Source organism: Pseudooceanicola atlanticus, assembly GCF_000768315.1.
Lineage (GTDB): Bacteria > Pseudomonadota > Alphaproteobacteria > Rhodobacterales > Rhodobacteraceae > Pseudooceanicola > Pseudooceanicola atlanticus.
In genome coordinates this window covers 461,791-487,613 of record NZ_AQQX01000002.1, presented here as the reverse complement: position 1 = coordinate 487,613, position 25,823 = coordinate 461,791, and the positions used below count along the sequence as shown (strand labels likewise).

Below are 25,823 nucleotides of genomic sequence, written 5' to 3'. Positions count from 1 at the left end.
ATTTTTTTCGCACATTTTCCGTGAGGCCTTGTGAGCAAGGGGGTTGACGCTGGCTGACGTAGCGTCGCCCCTCAATGTTCCAAGTTTTTTCCGCGCCGGTGCATCCGTTTCGGCAGCCCGCCCGTAACTATACCCGACTACGGACGAAAAAGGACGTTCCATGCCATTCGAAGCCCCATCACTCGGGCGCCGCCGCGTCGCTGTCATCGGTGCCGGGATCTCCGGCCTGGGGGCCGCGCGACAGCTTGCGGCCACGCATGACGTCACCCTGATCGAAGCCGCGGGCCGCCTGGGCGGCCATGCCCGCACCGTGATGGCCGGGAAACGTGGCGATCAGCCGGTGGATACCGGGTTCATCGTCTTCAACTATGCCAATTACCCGCAACTGACCGCGATGTTCGACGATCTGGATGTGCCGGTGGTGAAAAGCGACATGAGCTTTGGCGCCTCGGTGATGGGCGGGCGGATGGAATACGGCCTGGCCAGCCTGCGCGCCGTCTTCGCTCAGACCCGCAACATCGCCAATCCGCGGTTCCTGCGGATGCTGCGCGACGTGATGCGGTTCAATGCCCGCGCGCTGGATACCGCGCAGGACAGCAACATGACCATCGGCGGCCTGCTGGAGGCGCTTGGCACCGGTCCATGGTTTCGCGATTACTACCTGCTGCCGCTGTCGGGCGCGATCTGGTCGACGCCCAAGGACCGCATCCTCGATTTCCCCGCCGACGCGATGATCCGGTTCTTCGAGAACCACGCGCTGCTCAGCCATACGGGGCAGCATCAATGGTACACGGTGCAGGGCGGGTCGATTGAATATGTCCGCCGGGTCGAGGCCGCCTTGCGCCGCGATGGCGTGTCGATCCGGCTGAACGCGCCGGTGCAGGGGATCCGACGCACCATGACCGGGCCCGAGGTCCGGGTCGAGGGCGGCGAGTGGGAGACCTTTGACGAGGTGATCCTCGCCACCCATTCCGATGACAGCCTGGCGCTGCTGAGCGATCCGACGGTCGAGGAACGGCAGGGGCTGGGAGCGATCCGGTATCAGCCGAACTCGGTCACGCTGCATTCCGACGACAAGGTGATGCCAAGAAGCCGACATGCCTGGGCGTCGTGGAATTACCGTGAACGGGACGGCAAGGTCGGCGATGCGCTGGACCTGACCTACTGGATGAACCGGCTACAGCCGATCCCCAAGGATGACCCGCTGTTCGTGACGCTGAACGCGACGCACCGGATCGACCCCGCGCTGATCCATGACGAGGTGACATTGCGCCACCCGGTCTACGATGCTGCTGCACTCGCCGCGCAATCGCAGATGGCGATGATGAACGGGCAGAACCACACCTGGTTCTGTGGCGCCTGGATGAAGAACGGGTTCCACGAGGACGGCCTGTCCTCGGCCGTGGACGTGACGGATGCGATCCTGCGGGGCACAACGCAAACCCAACCGGCCCTGGCGGCAGAGTGACATGCGCAACGTGACCCCACCCCTGCACCTGCGCGGCCATACCTGGCATGGCCGCAAGGGCGCCGTGGCGAATTCCTTCAGGTATTCGGTGGATTACGTGCTGCTGGATGCGGAGGCCGAGGTGAAGGGCTCGCGCCTCTTCCGTCGTAACGGGCGTGGCATCACCTCTTTGTGGGACGGTGACCATGGGGGCGCGCCGGGCCAGGGACGTGGAGCTGCCTGGGTTCGTGACGTGCTGTCTGCACGCAGGCTGCCGCGGCCCAGCCGCATCCGCCTGCTGACCCAGCCGCGGGTCCTGGGCTTCGTGTTCAACCCGGTGTCGTTCTGGCTGTGCGAGGATGACCGCGGCACGCTGTATTGCGTGATCGCGGAGGTCACCAACACCTTCGGCGACCGCCACAGCTATCTGTGTTGCCGTGACGATATGGGGCCGATCGGGCCGGACACGCAGGTGAGCGTGACCAAGATCATGCATGTCTCGCCCTTCCAGCCGGTCGAGGGGCGGTACGATTTCCGCTTTGACATCGCGCCGGACCGGATCGGGATCCGAATTGACTACGACCGGGACAAGGGCGGCGTGATCGCCACGCTGACCGGCCAGCTGGAACCGCTGAGTGATCGCGGCATCCTGTCGATGCTGGTGCGCCGTCCGCTGGGATCGGTCCGTGTGCTGGCGCTGATCCATTGGCAGGCGCTCAAGCTGTGGGCAAAAGGCGCGAAATATCGCACCCGCCCGACCCCGCCCGAAGGCGATCTGTCGCGCTAGGGAACAGCGTTGCGCCGGGCGCGTTCACCGTGAAAGGAGACGTGAGATGCAGGACTGGCAAGGCAAGACCTATTGGCTGATCGGGGCGAGCGAAGGGCTGGGCGCGGCATTGGCCGAACAACTCAGCCGCGTGGGGGTCAAGGTGATCCTTTCGGCCCGGAACGAGGATCGGCTGCGGGAGCTTGCGGACAGCCTGCCGGGGCAGGCGCGGGTCCTGCCGCTGGATGTTCAGGACAGCGCTGCGGTGAAGGCCGCCGCCGACGAGGTCGGCGATATCGACGGCATGATCTTCCTGGCCGGGGCCTATTGGCCGTTCGGTGCGAAGGACTGGAATGACGAGCAGGCCGAAACCATGGCCGACGTCAATTTCGGCGGAGCGATGCGGGCCGTCGGCGCGGTTCTGCCGCGGATGCAGGCACGCGATCACGGGCATATCGTGCTGACCGGGTCGCTGACCGCCTATGGTGGCCTGCCCGGGGCCGCGCCTTATGTCGCGACCAAGGCCGGGATCATGTCGCTGGCCGAAAGCCTGCGCTGCGATCTGCAGAAGACCGGCGTGAAGGTGCAATTGCTGAACCCTGGCTATATACGTACCCGGCTGACGGACAAGAACGACTTCAGGATGCCCGGCATCATGGAGCCCGAGGACGCCGCGCGCATCTGTTTTGAGCACATGAACAGCGACAGTTTCTCGCGCGCCTTCCCGACCTGGTTCTCGTTCATCTTCCGGGGCGCGCGGTTCCTGCCCGGATGGCTCTATTTCCGGATCTTTGGCTAGGATCAAATCGCGGCGGGCGAATCTGGTCCATTCTTCCCGGCGAAAGCTGGGAGACAGACAATGCTCGACATTTCGACATACAAGATTGCGCAGATCATTCTCATGGCGCGGGAGCTTGACCGCGCCGAGGGAGAACTGAGAGGCTTTCTCGAGAACCTCACCGAAGAAGAAGCCGTGAGCCTGGTCGCGGTGATGTGGATCGGGCGCGACACGTTCGGCCCGGACGAACTGGAAGACGCGAAGCAGACCGCCCGCGAAGAAGCCTCCAGCCCGACTGCGGATTACCTGCTGGGCACGCCGCACCTGTCGGATCACCTGGAAAACGGCCTGGACGCCCTTGGGCTTTCGGCCAGCGATGACGAGGATGACCTTGTGCGCGGCGGCTGATTGCCGATGGGCGCCTTGACCGGGCGAACGGTGTAGGCATAATCCGACGCTAATTTATCATGATAATTTAGCGCCACTGCACGGAAAGGACGTCCCATGCTGCCCGTCAATCCCGATCGGTTCCTGGCCGATCTGCACAAACTCAGGAGTTTCGGGGCCTCGGGCGTCGGCAAGGGGGTCGTGCGTCAGGCGTTTTCCGACCCGGATATCGAGGCCCGCAAATGGCTGGCCGAGCAATATCGCGATACCGGTCTGACCGCGCATTTCGACCTGGTCGGGTCGGTCTGGGGCTTGGCCGAGGGCAAATCGCTGCTGGTCGGGTCGCATTCGGATACCCAGCCCGAAGGCGGATGGCTGGACGGCGCGCTTGGCGTGATCTGCGGGCTGGAACTGGCCCGCGCGGGGGCAGAGGCCGGGCTGCCGGTGTCGGCGGTGTCGTTTCAGGACGAAGAAGGCCGGTTCGGCGTGACCACGGGCAGCCGGGTCTGGGGCGGCTTCACTTCGCTGGAGGAAGCGGATGCGCTGACCGACACGGCGGGCCACACCTTTGCCGACAGCCGCGCCCGCATGGCCGATCTGACGGGTGATTTCGTCGATCCGAAGCGGTTCAGCGGCTTCATCGAATGCCATATCGAACAGGGTCCCTGGCTGGACAAGAACAACGAGGCGGCGGGCATCGTCAGCTCCATCGTCGGGATCCGGGACATGCGGATCACCTTCCACGGCGAACAGAACCACGCGGGCACCACGCCGATGCATCTGCGCAAGGATGCGCTGCGCGGGTTCATGTCTTTCCAGGAGAAGATCAACGACCGCTTCCGCAATGTCGTCACCCGCGAAACCGTCTGGACCAATGGACATATGGAGCTTTATCCCGGATCGCATTCCATCGTGCCGGGGCGCTGCACCTTTTCGATGCAATGGCGCGACGGCGACAAGGCGCGACTGGACCGGATGGAAGAGATCATCCGCGACTCCGCCGAGGAAACCGCGGCAGAGATTGGTTTGCGGGTCGAGTATTCCGGCATGCTGGGGCTGAATCCGGTGCCGATGGATGACGGGTTCCAGGCGGCGCTTGGGCGCGGGGCCGAAGCGGTGGCACCGGGGCGCTGGCGCAAGATGCCCTCGGGGGCGCTGCATGATGCGGCCAGCGTGGCGGCGCATATGCCGGTGGCGATGCTGTTCGTGCCGTCGATCAACGGGATCAGCCATGCGTTCGAGGAAGACACCGCCGAGGATGACCTGGTGGTCGGCCTGCAGATCCTGGCCCATGCGGTGCAGGACATCCTCAGCTGAACATGTCAGGGCGGGCGTAGCCCGTCAGAATTCCAGCTCTCCGGCCAGCGCCATCAGGGCGCCGGCGGTTTCGGTGCCCATGATCGCCGGGTGCAGGTGGCTGCCGTCGATGCGCTGCACCGGCCAGCGCCGTTTCTCTGCCTCGGAGGCCTGTTCGTCGAAGAACCGCGACAGCCGCAGGTAGCCTGTGGGAATATCGCTCCAGTCCGTCAGGTCGAGCGTCTGGTCCAGCCAGTCGGTGGGAAACCGGCGTTCCTCGCGGCTCATCGGGTCGACAAGGTCGGGGCGGTTGCGGGCGAGCGGGGCAAGGCCGATTTCCTCTTCCATCGACAGGTCGGTCCACCAGTCGGACCAGCGCGGCAGACCGTCCGCCCCGGCGCGGCGACGCAGCAGGGAAACGACGCGCTCGGGCAGGATCGGGCAGGGGCCGGAGGCGGGGGGAATGTCCCCATCCACCAGCAGCAGGGCCGAGGCCCCGATGCGCGGGGCCAGCCAGGTGGCCAGCACCGTACCGGCGCTGTAGCCCACCACGATCGGCGCGGGGCCGCGCGGGATGGCCGGTGGCAGCGTATCGGCCCAGTCCTGCAGGGGCGGGATGGCGTCGGGATGGTCGAGATGCGGATTTGGCTCCGTCACCATGGAGCCGGACCGGCGCAGCGCCTCTGCCGTGTCCAGCATCGAGCTGCGACCGACAAAGGGCCCCGTGATCAGGACGAAGTGGGTCATTTCCATTTGACGTCTCCCAGGAAGATGTAGCCGGCACCGTAGATCGTCTTTATCAACCTGGGGTTCTTCGGGTCCTCGCGCAACTTTGTCCGCAGGCGTGAGATCCGGACATCCATCGCCCGGTCAAAGCTTTCGCCGGCCGCACCGCCAAGCGCCTCCTGCATGACAGAGCGGGAAATCAGCCGTTTGGGCCGTTCCAGGAACAGGCGCAGCACCTCGCCTTCGGCATGGGAAAAGGGCACGACCTCTCCGCTGTCGTCGGACAGGGTGAAACTGTCGAAATGCGCGGTCCAGCCGGCGAATTCCGCGGTCTGGGAGGCGACGGCCGACACCTTGTCCCTGCGCAGGCGGGCGCGGACACGGGCCACGACCTCTGCCGGATCGAAGGGCTTGATGATGTAGTCATCCGCGCCCAGCTCCAGCCCAGTGACGCGGTCCTGTACCTGCGCCCGGCCCGAGATGATGATGACGCTCGCCCCCTTTTCCAGCGCCAGCCGGTGGATCAGGGTCAACCCGTCCCGGTCGGGCAGCGACAGGTCCAGCAGGCACAGGTCGGGCGTGATGGATTGCAGCGCGGCCTCGAATTCCGTGGCGCGGGAAAAGCCCATCGTGCGATAGCCCGCCTCTTCCAGCGCAGAGCCGAGCATGGCCCGGATGTCGGGTTCATCGTCCAGGATGGTCACGAGGGGGGCTGCGCTCATGCGGGCAGGGCTCCGGTTGTCAGAAGTTGCGCCAGGTCGGTCACCGCGAAGGGCTTGCGCAGCACCGGGGTGCGTTGCGCCGCCGCCGCGTGAAGCGGATGGTCCGGCCGCAGGGACGTCATCATGTAGCAGGGCGGGGCGCCGTCGGGCAAGCTGTCGAACAGGTCGATCCCCGTCAGTGACCCTTCCAGCGTGATATCGGACAGGATTAGGGTCAGGCCCGGCACCTGTGTGACAAGGTCGCGGGCTTCCTCGACCGAGGCCGCCTCGATCACCGTGTAGCCTTCGGCGCGCAGCATGGAGCGGATGTTCTGGCGCAGGTCGGGGCTGTCCTCGACCAGCAGGGCAAGGCCCGGCGCGGCGACGGGCGGGGCGGGGCGCCAGGGCAGTTGCAGGGTCACGACACCGCCCCCGCCCGGCGCATTGCCGATCTTCATGCGGCCGCCGACGGATTGGGTCATGTCGTAGACGGTCGACAGGCCGAGCCCGGTCCCCGCATCGCCCTTGGTGGTGAAGAACGGATCCAGCGCGTGATCCAGCGCCGCGTCGGAAAACCCCGGCCCATCATCGCGCACGACAAGTTCCAGCCAGGTTTCCTGCCGGTTGCGGGCGGTCAGACGCACGTGGCCCTGCCCCGACACCGCGTCCCGGGCGTTCAGGATCAGGTTCAGCAGGCTGTCCTGCACCATGGAGCCGTCCAGCATCAGCCTTGATGCTCCGACCTGGTCGTCGATCTCGAAGCTCACGCCTTCGCCCAGGGTCGGCCCGGCCAGCGTCGCGATATCGGTCAGCAGGGTCGACAATTCCACCGGCGTGGGCGTCGGGTTGCGTTCGGCGGTCATGTTGGCGAGCCCGTTCAGCAGGTCGCCCCCGCGCCGCGCCGCATTGATCGTCGCCTCGACCAGCGGGCGGGCATCCGGGTCGAGCTCCATCTTGGCAAGGCGGGACTGGGTGCCCAGGATGATCGTCAGCAGGTTGGAGAAGTCATGCGCCATGCCGCTGGTGACCTGTGCCGCCAATTGCCGCCGCCGGGATTGCGCCAGCGCCGCGCGGGTCTGGCTTTCCTGGGTGATGTCCATCGACAGGATGTAGGCACCGCCCTCGCCATCCGGGGTCAGGGCGGTGCGGATGCGGCGGGAACTGGCGGCGTCAGTGAATTCGAACGCGGATTCCGACCCGGCGAAGGCCTGATCCACGTAGGGCTTCACCGCCGAATAGGCCTGCGCGCCCAGCACTTCGGCCATGTGAAGGCCAAGGATGTTCGACGGTCGCCCCGGCATCACGGAATTCAGCCGGCGGTTCGAATAGGAATAGGTCTCGCGCGGGGTGATATGCGCGATATGCGCGGGCATCATTTCCGTGGTCAGACGGGTGCGGGCCTCCATCTGGGTCAGCTCTCCGCGGGCTTCCTCAAGCGCGGTGTTGGTCGCCTGAAGCTTGCGGTTGGCGGCGGCCAGGTCTTCGGCGTGGTTCAGCAGCTGGCCGGACAATTCGGCGGACCGGGCGCGCAGCAGATCCTCCTGCCGCTTGATGTCGGTGATATCGGTATAGACCGCAACCCACCCCCCCTGCGGCAGCGGCGCCCCCTCGACCGAGATGACGCGGCCATTGGCGCGGCGGCGTTCGAAGTAATGCGGGCGGAAGGTGCGGGCCTGGGCGACGCGTTCGGCGACCTCGTCCTCGACATCGGACATGGGGCCGTATTCCCCGACCTCAACCAGGTGGCGGATCGTGTCCTCGAACCGGGCACCGGCCTGGGTCAGCCGGGCAGGCAGGGAGAACATTTCCCGGAAGGGCCGGTTGCAAAGCACCAGTTTCAGGTCTTCGTCATAGATGGAAAGCGCCTGCTGGATCAGGTTCAGCCCGGCCTGCGCCAGCGAGTCCCGCGCCGCGAAATCCATGGAAACCCTCCGTTTTTCCCCCGTTCCGATCTACCATTCCGGGCCGGTTCGGGGAAGCGGCAATGGCTTGTTACAATTCGTTACAATCTGGAAATGATCCCGCAAAACTTCGCCGCCAAGCATAGGGGACGCCCCGAACGCGGGGGGATTCGTCCAACGTGACGGAGACGGTCTGAGGAGAGGCCGGTACAGGGAGGAAATGGAATGGCAACTGCGTCTACCGACGCGGGCGGGCTCGTATCGATCCCGGCCCTGCTTGATCGTAATGCGACCAAGTTCGCGACCAAGACCGCTTATCGGGAAAAGGAATTCGGGATCTGGCAAAGCTGGACCTGGGCCGAAACCCGCGAGGAGGTCCGCAATTTCGCGCTTGGTCTGATCAACCTCGGTGTGAACAAGGGCGATTTCATCGCGATCATCGGGTCGAACCGGCCGCACCTGTACTGGTCGATGGTGTCGGCGCAGATGGTCGGCGCGATCCCCGTGCCGCTATACCAGGACAGTGCCGCCGAAGAGATGGCCTACGTGCTGGACCATTGCGGCGCCCGGTTCATCATCGCCGAGGACCAGGAACAGGTCGACAAGGTGATCGAGGTGCAGGACACGCTGCACCAGTTCGAGCACATGATCTACCTCGACCCGCGGGGCATGCGGAAATACGACCATTCCGCGCTGCACGAATACCGTCACGTCCAGGAACAGGGCCACGCCGCCCGGGACGAACTGACGCCCGAGCTGGACCGCCGCCAGGCGTCGCTGACCTACGACGATACCTGCGTGATGCTTTATACCTCGGGCACCACGGGCAAGCCCAAGGGCGTCGTGCTGTCGAACAAGGGGATCATCGAGACCTCGAAGGCGTCTTCGGAATTCGACAACCTGAATGCCGGCGAAGAGGTTCTGGCCTATCTGCCGATGGCCTGGGTCGGCGATTTCATCTTTTCGATCGGGCAGGCCTACTGGACCGGGTTCTGCGTGAACTGCCCGGAAAGCGAAGAGACGCTGATCATGGATCTGCGGGAAATCGGGCCGACCTATTACTTCGCGCCGCCGCGCGTTTTCGAAACCCAGTTGACCAACGTCATGATCCGCATGGAAGATTCCACGCGGATGAAGAAATGGCTGTTCAAGAAATACATGGATCACGCCCGCCGCGTCGGTCCCGATATCCTGGACGGCAAGCCGGTCAGCTTTGGCGATCGGTTCCAGTACTGGCTGGGCGGTCTGTTCATCTATGGCCCGCTGAAGAACACGCTGGGCCTGAGCCGCGTGCGCGTCGGCTACACGGCAGGCGAGGCGATCGGGCCCGAGATCTTCAGCTTCTATCGGTCCCTGGGGATCAACCTGAAACAGCTTTACGGTCAGACCGAGGCCGGGGTGTTCATCACCCAGCAACCCGACGGCGAAGTGCGGGCCGATACGGTCGGTGTGCCGTCGCCGGGTGTCGAGGTTAAGATCGCCGACAACGGAGAGGTCTTCTACCGCTCTGCGGGTGTCTTCGTCGAATATTACAAGAACCCGGAAAGCACCGCGTCGACCAAGGATGCGGAGGGCTGGGTGGCCACGGGCGATGCGGGCTTCTTTGAACCCGATACCGGGCATCTTCGGATCATCGACCGGGCAAAGGACGTGGGCAAGATGGCCGACGGTTCCATGTTCGCGCCGAAATACGTTGAAAACAAACTGAAATTCTACCCCAATATCCTGGAGGCCGTGGTCTTTGGGGCTGGGCGCGAAACCTGCACGGCCTTCATCAACATCGACCTGTCGGCGGTCGGCAACTGGGCCGAGCGTCACAACATCGCCTATTCCTCCTACCAGGAACTGGCCGGGCATCCGCAGGTGATGGAGGCGATCCAGGCGCATGTCGAAGAGGTCAACCAGTCGGTGGCCGAAGACGAGATGCTGTCGGGCTGCCAGGTCCACCGCTTCCTGATCCTGCACAAGGAGCTGGATGCCGATGACGGGGAAATGACCCGGACGCGGAAGGTGCGCCGCCGGATCATCGAAGAGAAATATCACGACCTCATCACCGCGCTCTACGACGGCTCCGACACGATCTCGACCAAGACCGAGGTCACCTACGAGGACGGTCGCAAGGGCTATATCTCGGCCACCCTGGAAATCCGGGATGCCAAGGTGGTGCCGGTGACGACGCAGAAAGTGGCGGCGGAATGAGTGTCGCGGAACAAATGACGGAGGCCCCAGTGCTGGACCAATCCGAAGGCTATGTCACTGAAGACGGACGCAAAATCGGCGCTGTCGTGATGGAGATGAAGAACATCACCCTGCGGTTCGGCGGCGTGGTGGCGATCAAGGATATCTCTTTCGACATCCGCGAGGGCGAGATCCGCGCGATCATCGGGCCGAACGGCGCGGGCAAGTCCTCCATGCTGAACGTGATCTCGGGGTTCTACATCCCGCAGGAGGGCGAGATTCTCTACAAGGGGTCGAAACGGCCGCAGATGAAGCCCTACGAGGTGGCCCGCCAGGGGATCGCCCGGACCTTCCAGAACATCGCGCTGTTCGAAGGCATGACCGTGCTGGACAACGTCATGACCGGCCGTCTGAACCACATGAAGACCGGCATGTTCCAGCAGGCCCTGTGGAAGGGCAAGGCGGAACGGGAAGAGGTCGAGAACCGCGAAGTCGTTGAAAAGGTTATCGACTTCCTGGAAATCCAGAACATCCGCAAGACCCCGGTGGCGCGTCTGCCCTACGGTCTGAAGAAGCGGGTCGAACTGGCGCGCGCGCTGGCTGCCGAGCCGTCGCTGCTGCTGCTGGACGAACCGATGGCCGGCATGAACGTCGAGGAGAAAGAGGACATGTCCCGCTTCATCCTTGATGTGAACGACGAATTCGGCACGACCATCGCGCTGATCGAACACGATATGGGCGTGGTCATGGACCTGTCCGACCGCGTGGTCGTGATGGATTACGGCAAGAAGATCGGGGACGGCACGCCAGACGAGGTGCGCAACAACCAGGACGTGATCGACGCCTATCTGGGTGTCGCGCACGACTGAAAAATCACATCGGTATCACGTCGGTATGACGTCGGTATCGCGTCGGTGCGCTGCGGGAGGACCCGGAAACGGGGCAGTCACCGAACCGGACAACAGGCGGCCGCCGCGCGCCGCATGATCGCAAGACCCCGGAGGGGGCGGCGCGAACAGGGAGGAAGAGACATTGCCTGACCAGCTTCTATTCGGAATGGAAGTCTTTCTGAACGGCCTGATGGCCGGGGTGCTTTATGCCCTCGTCGCCCTCGGCTTCGTTCTGATCTACAAGGCCTCCGGCATCTTCAACTACGCGCAGGGCGTGATGGCGCTGTTCGCCGCGCTGACGCTGGTGGGGATCATGGAAGGGCAGGTGCCCTTCAGCCACCTGATCAACGCGGTCTTCGGCACGGAGGTGCACCATTTCGGCTGGCACCTGCCCGCCGTGGTCGGGATCGTCCTGACCATTGTCGTGATGGTCGGGCTGGCCTGGGCGGTGAACCACCTGATCATGCGCCACCTGGTCAACCAGGAGCCGATCATCCTGTTCATGGCGACCATCGGCTTGGCCTATTTCATGGAAGGCCTGGGCGACCTGATGTGGGGCGCGGACATCAAGAAGCTGGACGTGGGCCTGCCGCAGGGCATCAACACCGCCATCGACGAGGTGACCTTCAACGCCTTCGGCTACGGCTTCTTCATCGACAACCTGGATATCTGGGCGACGATCATCGCCATCATCCTGGTGATCGCGCTGATGATCTTCTCGCAATACACCAAGCAGGGCCGGGCGCTGCGCGCCGTGGCGGACGACCACCAGGCGGCGCTGTCGGTGGGCATCTCGCTCAACTTCATCTGGGTGCTGGTCTGGTCGATCGCGGGCTTCGTCGCGCTGGTCGCGGGGATCATGTGGGGCGCGAAGTCCGGCGTGCAGTTCTCGCTGTCGCTGATCGCGCTGAAGGCGCTGCCGGTTCTCATGCTGGGCGGCTTCACCTCGATCCCGGGCGCCATCGTCGGCGGCCTGATCATCGGCGTTGGCGAGAAACTGTTCGAGTTCGCTATCGGCCCGATGGTCGGCGGCGCGACCGAGAACTGGTTCGCCTACGTGCTGGCGCTGATTTTCCTCGTCTTCCGGCCGCAGGGCCTGTTCGGCGAAAAGATCATCGAGAGGGTCTGATCCATGAAGACGCTTGCAACGCTCAACGTGGTGGCCTGGTCGATGTTCTGGGTCTTCGCCTTCCTGGCGGTGACCGAAGATGCGGCGAATGCCGGGGCCATGGTCTTCTACTCGCTGCTGTCCTTCGCGGGCCTGGCGGTCGGCATCGGCTCCTACCTGAAAATCTGCCGCGAGGGTCACGAAATGACCCCGCGTGCCACGAACCTGAACGAGGTCTGAGACATGTTTTATCGCGAAGCCGGTGACTTCAAGACGTCCTACGTCGATGACAACCAGACCTTCCCCATCAAGTTCGACCGCTACCGGTATTACGCCGTGCTGGCCGTGGCCTTTGGCGTGGTGCCGTTCTTCATCAACGATTACTGGGCCAACGCCGTCCTGCTGCCCTTCCTGATCTATGCCATCGCGGCGATCGGGCTGAACATCCTGGTGGGCTATTGCGGGCAGGTGTCGCTGGGCACCGGTGGCTTCATGGCCGTGGGCGCCTATGCGACCTACAAGCTGATGACGGCCTTTCCCGACATCAACATCTTCTTCCACATCATCCTGGCCGGCGGGGTTACCGCCATCGTCGGGGTGTTGTTCGGCCTGCCATCGCTGCGGATCAAGGGGTTCTACCTGGCCGTGGCCACGCTGGCGGCACAGTTCTTCCTTGTCTGGCTCTTCAACCGGGTGCCGTGGTTCTACAACTACTCTGCCTCCGGCCAGATTAACGCGCCCGAGCGGACCGTGTTCGGCCAGGCCGTGACCGGCCCCGCGACCGAGGCCTGGGCGACCTACCTCTTCTGCCTGGTCTTCACCGTCGGCTGTGCCATCCTGGCGCGGAACCTGACCCGGGGCACCGTGGGGCGGAAGTGGATGTCGATCCGTGACATGGACATCGCGGCCGAGATCATCGGGGTGAACCCGCTGACCGCCAAGATGACCGCCTTCGCCGTGTCGTCCTTCTTCATCGGTATCGCCGGGGCGCTGTTCTTCGCCGTCTACCTGGGCGCGGTCGAGGTTGGCGAGGTCTACGGCATCAACAAGTCGTTCCTGGTGCTCTTCATGATCATCATCGGCGGGCTGGGGTCTATCTTCGGCTCCTTTGCGGGGGCGGCCTTCCTCGTGCTGCTGCCGGTTCTGCTGAAGAACCTGCTGGTGGGCACGATGGGCTGGCCGACCGACCTGGCCGCGCATTTCGAGCTGATGATCGTCGGGGCCCTTATCATCGTGTTCCTGATCGCCGAGCCGCATGGCCTGGCACAGCTGTGGCGCGTCACGAAAGAAAAGCTTCGGCTTTGGCCCTTCCCGCACTGAGGAGCTAACGGGCTTAGAAAGACCGGGGGAGAGGAGCCCCCGGCGCATCGAAACCATCGGAGATATCAAGGGAGGAACCTGACCGATGAAAACCAAGACCCTAATCACCGCAGCCGCGGCCGCCTTCATGGCCGCCGCCCCGGCGATGGCGGAGCTGTTTATCCCGTCGCTGACCTACCGCTCCGGCCCCTATGCCGCGAACGGCATCCCGACCGCGGATGGCTATGCCGACTACCTGACCCTGCTGAACGAACGCGACGGTGGCATCGGCGGCGAGCCGATCAACATGGTCGAGTGCGAAACCGGCTACAACACCGAGAAGGGCGTGGAATGCTACGAAGCCCTGAAGGGTCAGGGCGCCCTGGTCTTCCATCCCTGGTCCACCGGTATCACCTACCAGCTGATCCCCAAGGCGACTGCCGACGGCATCCCGGTACACTCGGTCGGCTATGGCCGGACCTCGGCCAAGAACGGCGAAGTGTTCCGCTGGGTGTTCAACTACCCCGCCAACTACTGGGACGGTGCCTCGATCGCGATCAAGCACATCCTGGACGAAGAGGGTGGCAGCCTGGAAGGCAAGAAGATCGCGCTGGTCTACCACAACTCCGCCTTCGGCAAGGAACCGATCCGGACCCTGGAAGAGCTGGGCGCGATGCACGGCTATGAACTGGTCCTGCTGCCGGTCGATCACCCCGGCCAGGAACAGAAGTCCCAGTGGCTGCAGATCCGCCGCGAGCGTCCGGACTACACCATCATGTGGGGCTGGGGCGTGATGAACCAGGTCGCCATCCAGGAAGCCGTGAACATCCGCTACCCGATGGATCACTTCATCGGTATCTGGTGGTCCGGGTCCGAGAACGACGTGAAGCCTGCCGGTGAAGGTGCTGATGGCTACAAGGCGCTGACCTTCAACGGCATGGAGCAGGATTACCCGATCTTCGAGGACATCCAGAAATACGTCGTGGACAAGGGCCTGGCGGCCGGTGCCGGCGACCAGATCGGGACGGTTCTCTACATGCGTGGCCTGTATTCCGCGCTGATGACCACCGAGGCCATCAAGAAGGCGCAGGAAATCCACGGCACCGCGCAGGTGACGCCGGCCATGGTGCGTGACGGTTACGAGGCCCTGGACATCACCCAGGAAACCTATGCCTCTCTCGGCCTGCCGGGCTTTGGTCCGGACATCAAGGGCTCGTGCCAGAACCACGGCGGTCAGGGCCTGGGTGCCGTGTCCCAGTGGAACGCCTCCGAAGGCAAGTTCACCATGGTGACCGATTACATCGAAGCCAACCAGGACGTGATCCAGCCGCTGATCGAAGCCGACAGCATGGCCTATGCCGAAGAGAACGGCATCACGCCGGGCTGCGACTGATCTGAACCCCGCCCCGGCCGGATCGTCGGCCGGGGCACCCCCAACCGCCTTTTTGCAAGAGGATCGACCAGATGCTGGATGCAGGTCAGACCCAGGAAAAACTTCTGGAAGTCAACAATATCGAAGTGATCTACAACCACGTGATCCTCGTGCTGAAGGGCGTGTCGCTGAGCGTGCCGAAGGGCGGTATCACCGCGCTTCTGGGTGGCAACGGCGCGGGCAAGACGACGACGCTCAAGGCGGTGTCGAACCTGCTGCACTCGGAACGCGGCGAGGTGACCAAGGGCTCCATCACCTATCGCGGTGAACGGATCGCCGATCTCGACCCGGCGGCGATGGTCAAGAAGGGCGTGATCCAGGTCATGGAGGGGCGCCACTGCTTCGAACACCTGACGGTGGAGGAAAACCTGCTGACGGGGTCCTATACCCGGGGCGCCTCCAAGGGGGATATCGACGCCGATCTTGACCTCGTCTACAGCTATTTCCCCCGGCTCAAGGAGCGCCGCAAGTCGCAGGCTGGCTATACTTCGGGCGGGGAACAGCAGATGGTGGCCATCGGCCGGGCGATCATGTCGCGCCCCGAGACCGTGCTGCTGGATGAACCGTCGATGGGCCTCGCGCCGCAGCTGGTGGAACAGATCTTCGGCATCGTGAAGGACCTGAACGAGAAGGAAGGCCTGACCTTCCTGCTGGCCGAACAGAACACCAACGTGGCCCTGCGGTTCGCCCATTACGGCTACATCCTGGAATCGGGCCGGATCGTGATGGATGGCCCCGCGGCCGAGCTGCGTGAAAACCCGGATGTGAAGGAATTCTATCTTGGCATGTCCGACGAAGGGCGTAAGTCGTTCCGCGACGTGCGCTCCTACCGCCGCCGCAAGCGTTGGCTGAGCTGAGACCATGTTGCATAGCCGTGATACAGGGATCGGACGGATGACCTATTTCGATACGCTGGAAACCCGCACCGCCGACCAGAGGGCGGAGGCGATTGCCCGCGAACTGCCCCGCCAGGTGGCCGCCGCCAAGGCCCTGCCCGGCTATGCGGAGCTGCTGGCCGACGTGGATCCGTCCACGATCACAACGATGGCCGACCTGGCCCGCCTGCCGGTGCTGCGCAAGTCCGACCTGGGCGCCGCGCAGAAGGCCAGCCCGCCCTTCGGGGGGCTGACGACTCTGCCGACCTCGGGCTTTGCGCATGTTTTCCAGTCGCCGGGCCCGATCTACGAACCGGGCGGCGTGGGCCACGATTGGTGGCGCATGGGCCGGTTCCTGCATGCGGCCGGCATCGGCAAGGGCGATATCGTGCACAATTGCTTTGGCTATCATCTGACGCCCGCCGGCATGATCTTTGAAAACGGCGCGCGGGCCGTGGGCGCCGCCGTGCTGCCCGCGGGCACTGGCCAGACAGAGCTGCAGGTGACCGCCGCGCATGACATCGGCTGCACCGCCTATGCCGGCACGCCGGATTACCTGAAGGTGATCCTGGACAAGGCCGACGAGATGGGCCTGCCGCTGAAGATCAACCGCGCCGTGGTGGGCGGCGGGGCGCTGTTCCCGTCGCTGCGCCAGGAATATGCCGATCGCGGCATTGCCTGCCTGCAAAGCTATGCCACCGCCGATCTTGGCAACATCGCATACGAATCCGACGCGATGGAGGGGATGATCGTCGACGAGGGTGTTCTGGTTGAAATCGTCACCCCCGGCACCGGCGATCCGGTCGAACCCGGCCAGGTTGGCGAGGTCGTGGTGACGACGCTGAACCCCGATTACCCGCTGATCCGCTTTGCCACCGGCGACATGTCGGCGGTGATGGAGGGCACCAGCCCCTGCGGACGCACCAACCTGCGGATCAAGGGCTGGATGGGCCGCGCTGACCAGACGACCAAGATCAAGGGCATGTTCGTGCGCCCCGAACAGGTTGCGCAACTGGTTGCGAAACACGACGAAATCAAGCGTGCCCGCGTCCTGGCGCAGCGCGACGGAGAGATGGACGTGATGGTCGTCCAGATCGAGGCGGACAATGGCCAAGAACAATCTTTCCACGATTCCGTAGTTGACCTGTTGAAACTCAAGGGCAGGATCGAAGTTGTACCTATTGGAGCGCTGCCGAACGACGGCAAGGTCATCGAGGATCAGCGCAGCTACGATTGATTGCCTGCCGGCTCCCCCCGACCCGGTGGGCGGGGGGAATTTGACATGTTCACCAAGACCTATGGCGCCATTTGCGCCGCGTTTCTCGCCCTTTCCGCCGGTCCCCTGGCCGCGGCCGACCTGGCGCTTGTCCTGATCAACTCGGATTACCAGCGTGCGGGCGACCTGCGTGGCGACGGCTATGCCGCCCGGTATGAGCGCGAACTGGAGGCCGCGGGCTTTACCGTTTTCGCGTTGCAGGACGGCACCGGCGAGGCGTTGCAGGACATGGCCCGCGATTTCGCCGCCGCCACCGGCGCGGAGGAGCAGAACCGCGTGGTCATCGTGCTGGCCGGCCACATGGCCCATACCGGGACGGAGACCTACCTGCTGGGCACCGACTCCGACAAGCCCGACGCCTTTTCGGTGAACCGCGTGGGTCAATCGGTGGCGCCGCTGGTCGGCCTGGCCGCGGAGACGCAGGGCCAGGCGGTGCTGATGATCGCCGATGCCGATGGCAACATGATCGAGACCGGTACCGCCCTGTCCGCCGGCCCCGGAGAGATCACCGCCCCGCAGGGCGTGACGCTGGTGCGGGGCGACGTGCAGCCGCTGCTGTTTTCGCTGCGGGACGGGTTGCTGCCCACCGACAGCACCTATGCGCTGGCGGTCGAACGCGCGCCGCGCGGGGTGGAGTTCTCTGGCTTCCTGTCGCCGGCCCTGGGCCTGATGACCGGCGCGGGCGAGGATGGCGACGGCGTGCGGCCGGAGCTGGGTGACTTCGCCTATTGGAACGCGGTGCGCGACATCGACACCGAGGAGGCCTACGAAGCCTACCTGGAGCGCTATCCCAACGGTACTTTCGCCGCCGATGCCGCGGCCCAGCTGGAAGGTCTGAAGAACGCGCCCCTGCGCGAGGCGCAGGAAGGCGAGGCGGACCTGGCCCTGACCCGCGAGGCGCGGCGAGAGGTGCAGCGCTACCTGTCGATCCTGGGCCATGACCCGCGCGGCATCGACGGCATCTTCGGCCCCGCGACCCGCGCGGCGCTGACGGACTGGCAGGGGGCGAACGGGTTCGATCCCGACGGTTACCTGGACCAGCAGCAATATCTGGCGCTGCAGCTGAAAGGCGAACGTCGCGCGCTGGAACTGGAGCGCGAGGCCGAGGAACGCCGCGCCCGGCAGGAACAGGAAGATCGCGATTACTGGGCCCGCAACAATGGCGGCGAGGCCGGGCTGCGCGCCTATCTTGAGCAATATCCCGACGGGTTGTTCGCCGATACCGCCCGGGCGCGGCTGCGGCGGATCGAGCGTGAAGAACGCCAGCAGGCGAATGAAGGCGCGCGGGCGATGTGGGACCAGGCGCGGGATGCGGATACCCCCGAGGCCTATGCGTCGTTCCTGCGCGAATACCCGGACAGCCCGTTCTCCGACGCGGCCCGGGCCCGGCGGGCCGAGCTGATCGCCCAGGATCAGGACCGGTCCAACCAGATCGCTGCACAGCAGGAAGAGGCCGGCGTGGCCGGCAACCCGGTGACGCGCTTGCTGGTGGAGCGGCGGCTTCAGCAGCTGGGGATGCAACCCGGCGCCGTCGATGGCAATTTCGACGGCCAGACCCGGCGGGCGATCCGGCGGTTCCAGCGGTCGCGCGGGATCGCGGTCAGCGGCTATGTCACCCAGGCGACGATGGTGCGCCTGCTGGCCGGGTAAACGGGTGACAGCCCCGGAATGCGGGGCTGGGATTGCAGAAATATGGCCTTGTCGTCGCGCATGGCTGGTCTATTTGGCCAGCCGAAAATGCGCGAGGTTCAAACCGGGTTTGCCCGGCCCGTTCTTGCGTGATCCGAGATCGACAATAGCACGGTGAGACATGCGCAAATACCTTCGGCTGCTGACCTTCGTCCTGGCCCTTCCCCTCCTTCTCGTGGCGCTGCCAGGGGTGGCGCAGGACGGGGGCCAAGACGGGGCCCAAGACGGAGCCTCGCAAACCGGTGACGGGGCAGAGGCGGTCGCGCAATCCTCGGTCGACCTGCTGCTGGACGTGATCGAGAATGACGCGGCACGTGCCGAGCTGATAGAACGCCTGCGCGCGACCGGCGTGACCGAAGACAACGTGACCCCCGACGAGATCGTGGAGACGCTGGCCCAGGACGAGGTCCCGCCGGAGGAGCTGTCCTTCGGCCGGCGGATCGCGCTGATCACCCAGACCGTCGCCGAGGATATCGCGGACCAGGCCACTCGCGCCTGGCGGCAGCTGACCCAGGCGCCGCGGGTCTTTTCCGGCCTCGACGGCAGCGAGGCGGGGGTGCTGTGGGATGCGCTGCTGGACCTCGCTCTGGTCATCGCGGCGACGGTCGTCGTCTACCTGCTGCTGCGGCGAAGCGGCAAGGCGATCTATGCCCGCATGGGGGCCTCGGCCCGGGATGGCGGGGCGGCGCGGACCGTTGCGCTATATATCGCCTCGGCGGTGATCGACGCGCTGACGGTCATCATCGCCTGGGCCGCCGGATACGCGATCGCGGTTCTGGCCATCGGGGATTTCGGATCGATCGGGATCCGCCAGACGCTGTACCTCAACGCCTTCCTGCTGGTCGAAATGGCCAAGGTTGCGCTGCGGCTGGTCGTGTCGCCCTCGGCCCGGAACCTGCGTCCGCTGCCCATCGGCGACACCGCCGCGTCCTACCTGTCGTCGCGCTTCGGCGTGATCTTCGGCGTGGTGGGATATGGCCAGTTGCTGGCCGTGCCGATCCTGAACACCAACGTGTCCTATGCAGCGGGGCGGGCGGTTTCGACGCTGATCGCCTTTGCCGTGCTGTTCTTCCTGATCTACCTGGTGCTGCGCAACCGCCGCGTCGTGGCGGACTGGATGCTGGGGCATTACCGCACCGAGATCGCGACCCAGCCGCTGGAGCCCGACGCCGAAGAGGCCGGGGATGATCCGGTCCTCGACCCGGAGGTCGCCGAGATCCCCGCGGAAATCCGCGAGGCAGAGGCCGCCCCGCGCCGCCGTGGTCCGTTGCATTTCATGGCGACGCACTGGCACTGGCCGGCGCTGGCCTACCTGATGGTGATGTTCCTGCTGGTGCTGGTGCAGCCGGGCGATGCCGCGTTCCAGACCTTCCTGGCGTCCGGCCAGGTGCTGGTGATCGGCCTGCTGGGGCTGGCCGTGTCCGGCATGATCACCCGGGCGATGATCCGTGGCGTGATCCTGCCCGAGGGCGTGACCGCGCGGATGCCGCTGCTGGAAACCCGGCTGAATCGTTTCGTGCCCAAGGCGCTGTTCCTGCTGCGGCTGGTCATCGTCGGGCTGGTGGTCTTCTTTGCCATGGATGCGATCAGCCTGGTCGACATGCGCGGCTGGCTGGTCAGCCAGATCGGCCTGCGCCTGACCGGCATGGTCCTGTCGGTGGCGATGGTGCTGCTGGTGTCCTTCGCGATCTGGCTGGCGCTGACATCCTGGGTGGATTACCGGCTGAACCCGGAATTCGGACAGGTCGCCACGGCGCGGGAACGCACGCTGCTGACCTTGCTGCGCAACGCCGCGACCATCGCGCTGGTGGTCATCACGATGATGTTCGTGCTGGCCGAGGTGGGGCTGGATATCGCGCCGCTGCTGGCCTCTGCCGGGGTGCTGGGCCTCGCCATCGGTTTCGGTGCCCAGAAGATGGTCCAGGACATCATCACCGGCATCTTCATCCAGTTCGAGAACGCGATGAACGTGGGCGACGTGGTGACCGTGGGCGGCACGACCGGCACGGTGGAACGGCTGACGATCCGCTCGGTTTCGCTGCGCGACGTGTCGGGGGTATTCCACATCATACCGTTCTCGTCGGTCGACATGGTGTCGAACTACATGCGCGATTACGGCTATTTCGTCTGCGATATGGGCGTGGCCTACCGCGAGAATATCGATGAGGTGAAACAGGCCATGCTGGACGCCTTCGAGGAGCTGCGCGCGGACCCCGATCAGGGCGACGCGATCATCGCGGATCTCGAATGGTTCGGCGTCAATGCCTTCGGCGACAGTGCCGTGGTGGTGCGCTGCCGGATCAAGTGTATCCCGGGTCGCCAATGGGGTGTCGGGCGGGCCTATAACGAGGTCCTCAAGCGCGTCTTCGACGACCGCAATATCGAGATCCCGTTCCCGCACCAGACGATCTACTGGGGCGAGTCGAAGGACGGCAAGACCCAGAGCGTGCATGTCGAGGTCGATGGAAAGGCGCTGCCTGCGGGGTCTGACAGCGAGGCGGTGCCCGACAGCCTGCCGGACACGCCGCCCTCGGATCGGTGATCGGGGCCGGCGCGGGACCTGCGGGTCTCGCCTGGTGAGACAAATGTGAATGCAAGCCAAAGCCGCCCTGTCTGCGCGTTGACAGGGCGGCTTTGTGCGTCCGATCAAGATGTCATGTCGAGCGAGACGGATATCCCCCAGGACGAGGACGGGCCCGGCCCCTCCAGCATCGCGCGGGCGCTGGCGCTGCTGCGGGCGGTGGCACGCCACGGCGATGCCGGGCGGCGCCTGTCGGACCTGGCGCGGGAGACCGGTCTGCACAAGGCCACCGCCGCACGGCTTCTGAACACCCTGACCGAGGAAGGCGCGGTGCAGCGCGGCGACGACAAGCGCTATCGCATGGCCGGCGGCCTGCTGCATGCGCTCGGCCTGCCGCATACGGTGCCGCAATTGCGTGTGGCCGCGCGGCCTGTGCTGGCGGCCCTGATCGACCGGCTGGAGGATGTGGCGCTTCTGTCGGTGCGAAGCGGCCATGACAGCCTTTGCATCGACCGCCATGTCGGGCGCTTTCCGTTGCAGGCGCTGTCGCTGGATGTGGGACGGCGCCGCCCGATGAGCGTGGGCGCGGGCAGCATGTGCCTGTTCGCCTGGCTGTCGGCAGAGGAACGGCGCGCGATCCTGGACGAACTGACCGATGCGATCGGCTGTTTCCCCAATGCGACCCCGACGCGGCTGGACAGCCTGGCCGCCGAAACGCGGGGGCAGGGCTACAGCTATTTGCCGGATTTCGTGGTGCCGGGAATGACCGGCATCGGTGCGCCGGTGCGCGACACGTCGGGCCAGGTGGTTGCGGCGGTCAGCATCGCCGCCGTGGGCGAACGGCTGAAGGGGGAGCGGGGACAATGGGCCACCGGACACCTGCTTGCAGCCAGGGACGAGATCGAGGCGCGGCTGAGAGGAGAGCCGCCAGCGGCACGCCCGCAGCCCGATCCGAACGAGGAGATCTAGGGGGGAGCCATGAAGGCACATATTTCCGGCGTGGGCGGCACCGCCTTTGGCCGGCACGAGGGGCAGGACACCCTGCAGCTGATGGCGCGCGCCGCCAACGGGGCGATCGGCGATGCCGGTGTCGACCGGGCCGAGGTCGACGGGCTGCTGGTCGGGTACTCCACCGGGATGCCGCACCTGATGCTGGCCTCGGTCCTGGCGGAACATCTGGGGCTGCAACCGGGCTATGCCCATGCGGTGCAGATGGGCGGGGCGACGGGCTGTGGCATGGTGATGCTGGCGCAGATGCTGGTCGCATCGGGCCAGTGCCGCGCCGTGCTGGTGTTGGGCGGAGAGAACCGCCTGACCGGTGGGCGGTCGCGGGAGGACGTGATCCAGACCCTCGCCCAGGTCGGCCATCCCCGCTACGAGGTACCCTATGGCACGACAATCCCGGGCTATTATGCGCTGCTGGCCTCGCAATACATGCACCGGTTCGGGCTGAGCGAGGAAGACCTGGCAGAGTTCGCCGTGCTGATGCGCAACCATGCGGCCGCGCATTGCGATGCGCAGTTCCGCGACGCGATCTCGGTTCGGGACGTGCTGGAATCGCGCCCCATTGCGACGCCGCTGAAGCTGCTGGATTGCTGTCCGATCTCGGATGGCAGCCAGGCCTTCCTGGTGACGGCCGACGGGGTCGGGCGTGCCGGGCCGGTGATTGCCGGGACCGGACAGGCCCATGTGGCGCAGCACCTGTCGATGATGACCGACATCACCGATATGGGCGCCGCGCGGTCTGCCCGACAGGCGCTGGACCGGGCCGGGCTGGGCGTCGACGATATCGGCGTGATCGGCATCTATGACAGTTTCACCATCACCGTGACCATGCTGCTTGAGGAGATCGGGTTTTCCGCCCGTGGACAGGCGGCGGCAGATGCGCGCGACGGGCTGTATGGCCCGGACGGGCTGGGCCTGAACACCCATGGCGGGCTGCTCTCCTACGGGCATCCGGGCGTGGCGGGCGGCATGGCGCACTTGGCCGAGGTGGTCGCGCAGATGCGTGGCGAAGCGGGGACGCGGCAGATGCCTAGCCGTCCCGAAACCGGGTTCCTGCATGGCGATGGCGGTGTGCTGTCGGCCCATGTCAGCCTGGTGCTGCAGCAGGAGGAATGACAATGGCCCCGACCTATCAGACATGCGGGGCCTGCGGCGCCGTGCAATATTTCCAGCGACCCTTCTGCGCCACTTGCGGGGCAGAGGACCTGGCAGAGGCGCAGGCCGAGGGACGCGGAGAGATCGCGGCCGCCACCCTGCTGCATCGCGCCCCGTCCAGGGAAATGGCGGATCGCGTGCCCTACGAAATCGTGCTGGTCGACCTGCCCGAAGGGTTCCGCGTCATGGCGCACGGGCCGGGTGGCTGCGTGCCTGGGCAGGCGGTGATCCTGTCCGAAGATGCCGACGGCCTGTTGCGGGCCACGAAAACGGAGGGCCGCGCATGACCCCGATGCTCAACCCACGCTCGGTCGCAATCCTGGGTGCGTCGGACAATCCCGACAAGATCGGCGGCCGTCCGATCCGGTTCATGCGCGAGTTCGGCTACGAGGGCGCGATCTATCCGGTCAATCCCGGGCGCGAGGTGGTGCAGGGGCTGACCTGCTATGCCTCGCTCTCCGATCTGCCCGAGGCGCCAGAGGCCGTGATCGTCGCCGTGGCCGGGGACAATGTCGTCGCTGCGGTCGAGGAGAGCGCCCGGCTGGGCGTGAAACTGTGTGTCATCATGGCCAGCGGGTTCGGTGAAACCGGCCCCGAGGGCAAGGCGATCGAGGCGGGGATGCGCGACACGGCGCGCGCCGCCGGGATGCGCCTGATCGGGCCGAATACGCAGGGCATCGCCAATTTCGGCAGCGGCGCGATCCTGTCCTTTTCCACCATGTTCATCGAAACCCCGCCGCTGGACGGCCCGATTGCCGCGATCAGCCAGAGCGGCGCGATGAGCGTCGTGCCCTACGGCTTGCTGCGGGACAAGGGGATCGGGCTGCGCTATGTCAATGCGACCGGCAATGACAGCGACGTTTCGGCCCCGGAAATGGTGCTGGAGGTGCTGGAAGACCCCGAGATCCGGCTGGTCCTTCTCTACCTCGAAAGCCTGTCGGACCCGACGATGCTGGCCCGGGCCGCGATCCGCGCGCAGGAGCGGGGCGTGCCGATCATCGCGCTGAAATCCGGCGCGTCGGAGGTCGGGAAACGGGCGGCGGCGTCGCATACCGGGGCGATCGCGACCTCGGACCGGGTGGTGGACGCGTTCTGTCGCAAATACGGGATATGGCGGGCGAACGGCATGCTGGACCTCGTCGCTGCGGCGGAAATGTACCTGCATGGCTGGAAACCCACCGATGACCGGCTGGCCATCATCAGCAATTCCGGCGCGGTCTGCGTGATGGCCGCAGATGCGGCGGATCGCGAGGGGCTGTCGATCTCGCAACTGGCGCCCGAGACCGAAGCAGAGCTGACCCGCGTGCTGCCGGCCTTTGCCTCGCCGCGCAACCCGGTTGACATCACAGCCGCGCTGCTGAGCGATGGCGGACTGTTCTCCAAGGTCCTGCCGGCCTGCGGGTCGGACCCGGCGGTGGACCTGCTGCTGGTCGGGCTGCCGATCACCGGGCAGGGCTACGACTATCCGCGCTTCGCCCGCGATACCGGGGCGTTCCTGCGCGAGAGCGGCAAGCCGGTGATCGTGTCCAACGCCCAGGCCAAGGTGCGCGAGGTCTTCCGCGCCGAGGGCGTGCCGGCCTTTACCACCGAGGACGAGGCCGTCGCCGCGATTTCGCAATTCGTGCGGCATCAGCGGATGATGGAGCAGGCATCCTCGACCCCGTTCCACGCCTTGCCGGTGCCCGATGGGGCGCGGGCCGTGGTGAGGGACGAGGCTGCCTCGCTGGACCTGCTGGAGGCACGGGGCATGCCCATGCCGCGCCGTGCGCTGTGCCGGGACGTGGGCGAGGCACAGGCGTTGCTGGCGCAGGCCCCGGGCGGCATCGTGCTGAAAGCCTGTTCCGAAAAGGTGCCGCACAAATCCGAACATGGCCTGGTCGCGGTCGGTCTGACGACAGAAGACGAGGTGGCCGCGGCCTATGCGACCATTCGCGAGCGTATGCAGGCGATGGAGCTGGGCGACGCCCCGCTGCTGGCGGCAGAGATGGTCAAGGGCCGGCACGAGGTGCTAGTGGGCGGCCACAGGGACCCGCAATTCGGTCCTGTCGTGGTGATCGGCGATGGTGGCATCGCGGTGGAGGCAATGCCGGACAACGTCCTGCTGCTGCCGCCCTTCAGCGATGCCGACGTGGCACGCGCGGTGGAGGACCTGCGCATTGCGCCGCTTTTCAAGGGGATCCGGGGGCAGGCGCCGCTGGACCTGGCCGCCGTCACCCGCGCGGCACAGAGCGTGGCGGCCCTGCTGTGCGATCCGGCCGCCAATATCGCCTCGGTCGAGGTCAATCCGCTGATGGTGAGCGAGGACGGCGCCTGGGCGCTGGACGCGCTGATCGAGGTCTACGAGTAGGCACGACGCGGCCCCGGGGCCGCCGAGAGAGGGAGGAGAAAGATGC

At 65.5% G+C, this 25,823-nt stretch carries 22 protein-coding genes; 19 read left to right on the top strand and 3 right to left on the bottom strand.

Annotated elements, in window-relative coordinates:
• The first annotated feature begins 160 nt into the window (after positions 1-160).
• From ATO9_RS06475 to ATO9_RS06455, 5 genes are all read left to right on the top strand, one after another.
• Positions 161-1,468, top strand: a complete 1,308-nt coding sequence (locus ATO9_RS06475; protein ID WP_043746943.1) for an NAD(P)/FAD-dependent oxidoreductase — start codon at positions 161-163, stop codon at positions 1,466-1,468.
• A 1-nt stretch (position 1,469) separates the two neighbouring features.
• Positions 1,470-2,234 (top strand): DUF1365 domain-containing protein, encoded by a 765-nt coding sequence (locus tag ATO9_RS06470; protein ID WP_420329711.1) that lies wholly within the window; start codon positions 1,470-1,472, stop codon positions 2,232-2,234.
• Between the two features lie 46 nt (positions 2,235-2,280).
• The gene (locus ATO9_RS06465) at positions 2,281-3,012 is read left to right on the top strand and encodes an SDR family NAD(P)-dependent oxidoreductase (RefSeq protein ID WP_043746940.1); all 732 of its coding nucleotides are present in this window, start codon (positions 2,281-2,283) and stop codon (positions 3,010-3,012) included.
• 60 nt (positions 3,013-3,072) lie between these two features.
• Positions 3,073-3,399 (top strand): DUF3775 domain-containing protein, encoded by a 327-nt coding sequence (locus ATO9_RS06460; protein ID WP_043746936.1) that lies wholly within the window; start codon positions 3,073-3,075, stop codon positions 3,397-3,399.
• A gap of 96 nt (positions 3,400-3,495) precedes the next feature.
• A complete protein-coding gene (locus ATO9_RS06455) occupies positions 3,496-4,695 on the top strand; it encodes a hydantoinase/carbamoylase family amidase (protein WP_043746933.1) in 1,200 nt (399 codons plus the stop codon).
• A gap of 24 nt (positions 4,696-4,719) precedes the next feature.
• On the opposite strand, the gene ATO9_RS06450 is transcribed toward ATO9_RS06455, so the two are convergent.
• From ATO9_RS06450 to ATO9_RS06440, 3 genes are read right to left on the bottom strand one after another with little or no spacing between them, the layout of a single operon-like run.
• Positions 4,720-5,427, bottom strand: coding sequence for an alpha/beta fold hydrolase (locus ATO9_RS06450; protein ID WP_156127808.1), 708 nt, complete (start codon positions 5,425-5,427; stop codon positions 4,720-4,722).
• Positions 5,418-6,122 (bottom strand): response regulator transcription factor, encoded by a 705-nt coding sequence (locus ATO9_RS06445; RefSeq protein WP_043746925.1) that lies wholly within the window; start codon positions 6,120-6,122, stop codon positions 5,418-5,420. Before ATO9_RS06445 ends, ATO9_RS06450 begins: the two co-directional genes overlap by 10 nt.
• Positions 6,119-8,023 carry a PAS-domain containing protein gene (locus ATO9_RS06440; protein ID WP_043746922.1) on the bottom strand — a complete coding sequence of 635 codons (1,905 nt, stop codon included), beginning with the start codon at positions 8,021-8,023 and terminating at the stop codon, positions 6,119-6,121. The genes ATO9_RS06445 and ATO9_RS06440 overlap by 4 nt, the downstream gene beginning before the upstream one ends.
• A gap of 204 nt (positions 8,024-8,227) precedes the next feature.
• Between ATO9_RS06440 and ATO9_RS06435 the strand changes: the two genes are divergently transcribed.
• The 14 genes from ATO9_RS06435 to ATO9_RS06370 all read left to right on the top strand — a co-directional run bounded on the left by ATO9_RS06435 (position 8,228) and on the right by ATO9_RS06370 (position 25,777).
• A complete protein-coding gene (locus ATO9_RS06435) occupies positions 8,228-10,201 on the top strand; it encodes an AMP-binding protein (protein WP_043746919.1) in 1,974 nt (657 codons plus the stop codon).
• Positions 10,202-10,230: 29 nt separating this feature from the next.
• Positions 10,231-11,049: an ABC transporter ATP-binding protein gene (locus ATO9_RS06430; protein ID WP_043746916.1), complete on the top strand. Its 819-nt coding sequence runs from the start codon at positions 10,231-10,233 to the stop codon at positions 11,047-11,049.
• 163 nt (positions 11,050-11,212) lie between these two features.
• Positions 11,213-12,199 carry a branched-chain amino acid ABC transporter permease gene (locus tag ATO9_RS06425; RefSeq protein WP_043746913.1) on the top strand — a complete coding sequence of 329 codons (987 nt, stop codon included), beginning with the start codon at positions 11,213-11,215 and terminating at the stop codon, positions 12,197-12,199.
• Positions 12,200-12,202: 3 nt separating this feature from the next.
• Positions 12,203-12,418: a hypothetical protein gene (locus ATO9_RS06420; RefSeq protein WP_043746910.1), complete on the top strand. Its 216-nt coding sequence runs from the start codon at positions 12,203-12,205 to the stop codon at positions 12,416-12,418.
• Positions 12,419-12,421: 3 nt separating this feature from the next.
• Positions 12,422-13,498: a branched-chain amino acid ABC transporter permease gene (locus ATO9_RS06415; RefSeq protein WP_043746906.1), complete on the top strand. Its 1,077-nt coding sequence runs from the start codon at positions 12,422-12,424 to the stop codon at positions 13,496-13,498.
• A gap of 85 nt (positions 13,499-13,583) precedes the next feature.
• Entirely contained in the window at positions 13,584-14,870 is a 1,287-nt protein-coding gene (locus tag ATO9_RS06410) for an ABC transporter substrate-binding protein (protein ID WP_043746903.1), read from the top strand.
• A 71-nt stretch (positions 14,871-14,941) separates the two neighbouring features.
• Complete coding sequence (locus ATO9_RS06405; protein WP_043746900.1) at positions 14,942-15,766, top strand: ABC transporter ATP-binding protein; 825 nt, start codon at positions 14,942-14,944, stop codon at positions 15,764-15,766.
• A gap of 37 nt (positions 15,767-15,803) precedes the next feature.
• On the top strand, positions 15,804-17,021 hold the full coding sequence (locus ATO9_RS06400; protein WP_043746897.1) for a phenylacetate--CoA ligase family protein: 1,218 nt from the start codon (positions 15,804-15,806) through the stop codon (positions 17,019-17,021).
• A 45-nt stretch (positions 17,022-17,066) separates the two neighbouring features.
• Positions 17,067-18,710 carry a peptidoglycan-binding domain-containing protein gene (locus ATO9_RS06395; RefSeq protein ID WP_043746892.1) on the top strand — a complete coding sequence of 548 codons (1,644 nt, stop codon included), beginning with the start codon at positions 17,067-17,069 and terminating at the stop codon, positions 18,708-18,710.
• A 160-nt stretch (positions 18,711-18,870) separates the two neighbouring features.
• Complete coding sequence (locus ATO9_RS06390; RefSeq protein WP_052418145.1) at positions 18,871-21,291, top strand: mechanosensitive ion channel domain-containing protein; 2,421 nt, start codon at positions 18,871-18,873, stop codon at positions 21,289-21,291.
• Between the two features lie 114 nt (positions 21,292-21,405).
• Positions 21,406-22,239 (top strand): IclR family transcriptional regulator, encoded by an 834-nt coding sequence (locus ATO9_RS06385; RefSeq protein ID WP_052418144.1) that lies wholly within the window; start codon positions 21,406-21,408, stop codon positions 22,237-22,239.
• Between the two features lie 9 nt (positions 22,240-22,248).
• Positions 22,249-23,391, top strand: a complete 1,143-nt coding sequence (locus ATO9_RS06380; RefSeq protein WP_043746889.1) for a thiolase family protein — start codon at positions 22,249-22,251, stop codon at positions 23,389-23,391.
• Between the two features lie 2 nt (positions 23,392-23,393).
• The gene (locus ATO9_RS06375; RefSeq protein ID WP_162183059.1) at positions 23,394-23,717 is read left to right on the top strand and encodes a Zn-ribbon domain-containing OB-fold protein; all 324 of its coding nucleotides are present in this window, start codon (positions 23,394-23,396) and stop codon (positions 23,715-23,717) included.
• Complete coding sequence (locus ATO9_RS06370; protein WP_043746885.1) at positions 23,714-25,777, top strand: acetate--CoA ligase family protein; 2,064 nt, start codon at positions 23,714-23,716, stop codon at positions 25,775-25,777. The genes ATO9_RS06375 and ATO9_RS06370 overlap by 4 nt, the downstream gene beginning before the upstream one ends.
• Positions 25,778-25,823 lie beyond the last annotated feature (46 nt).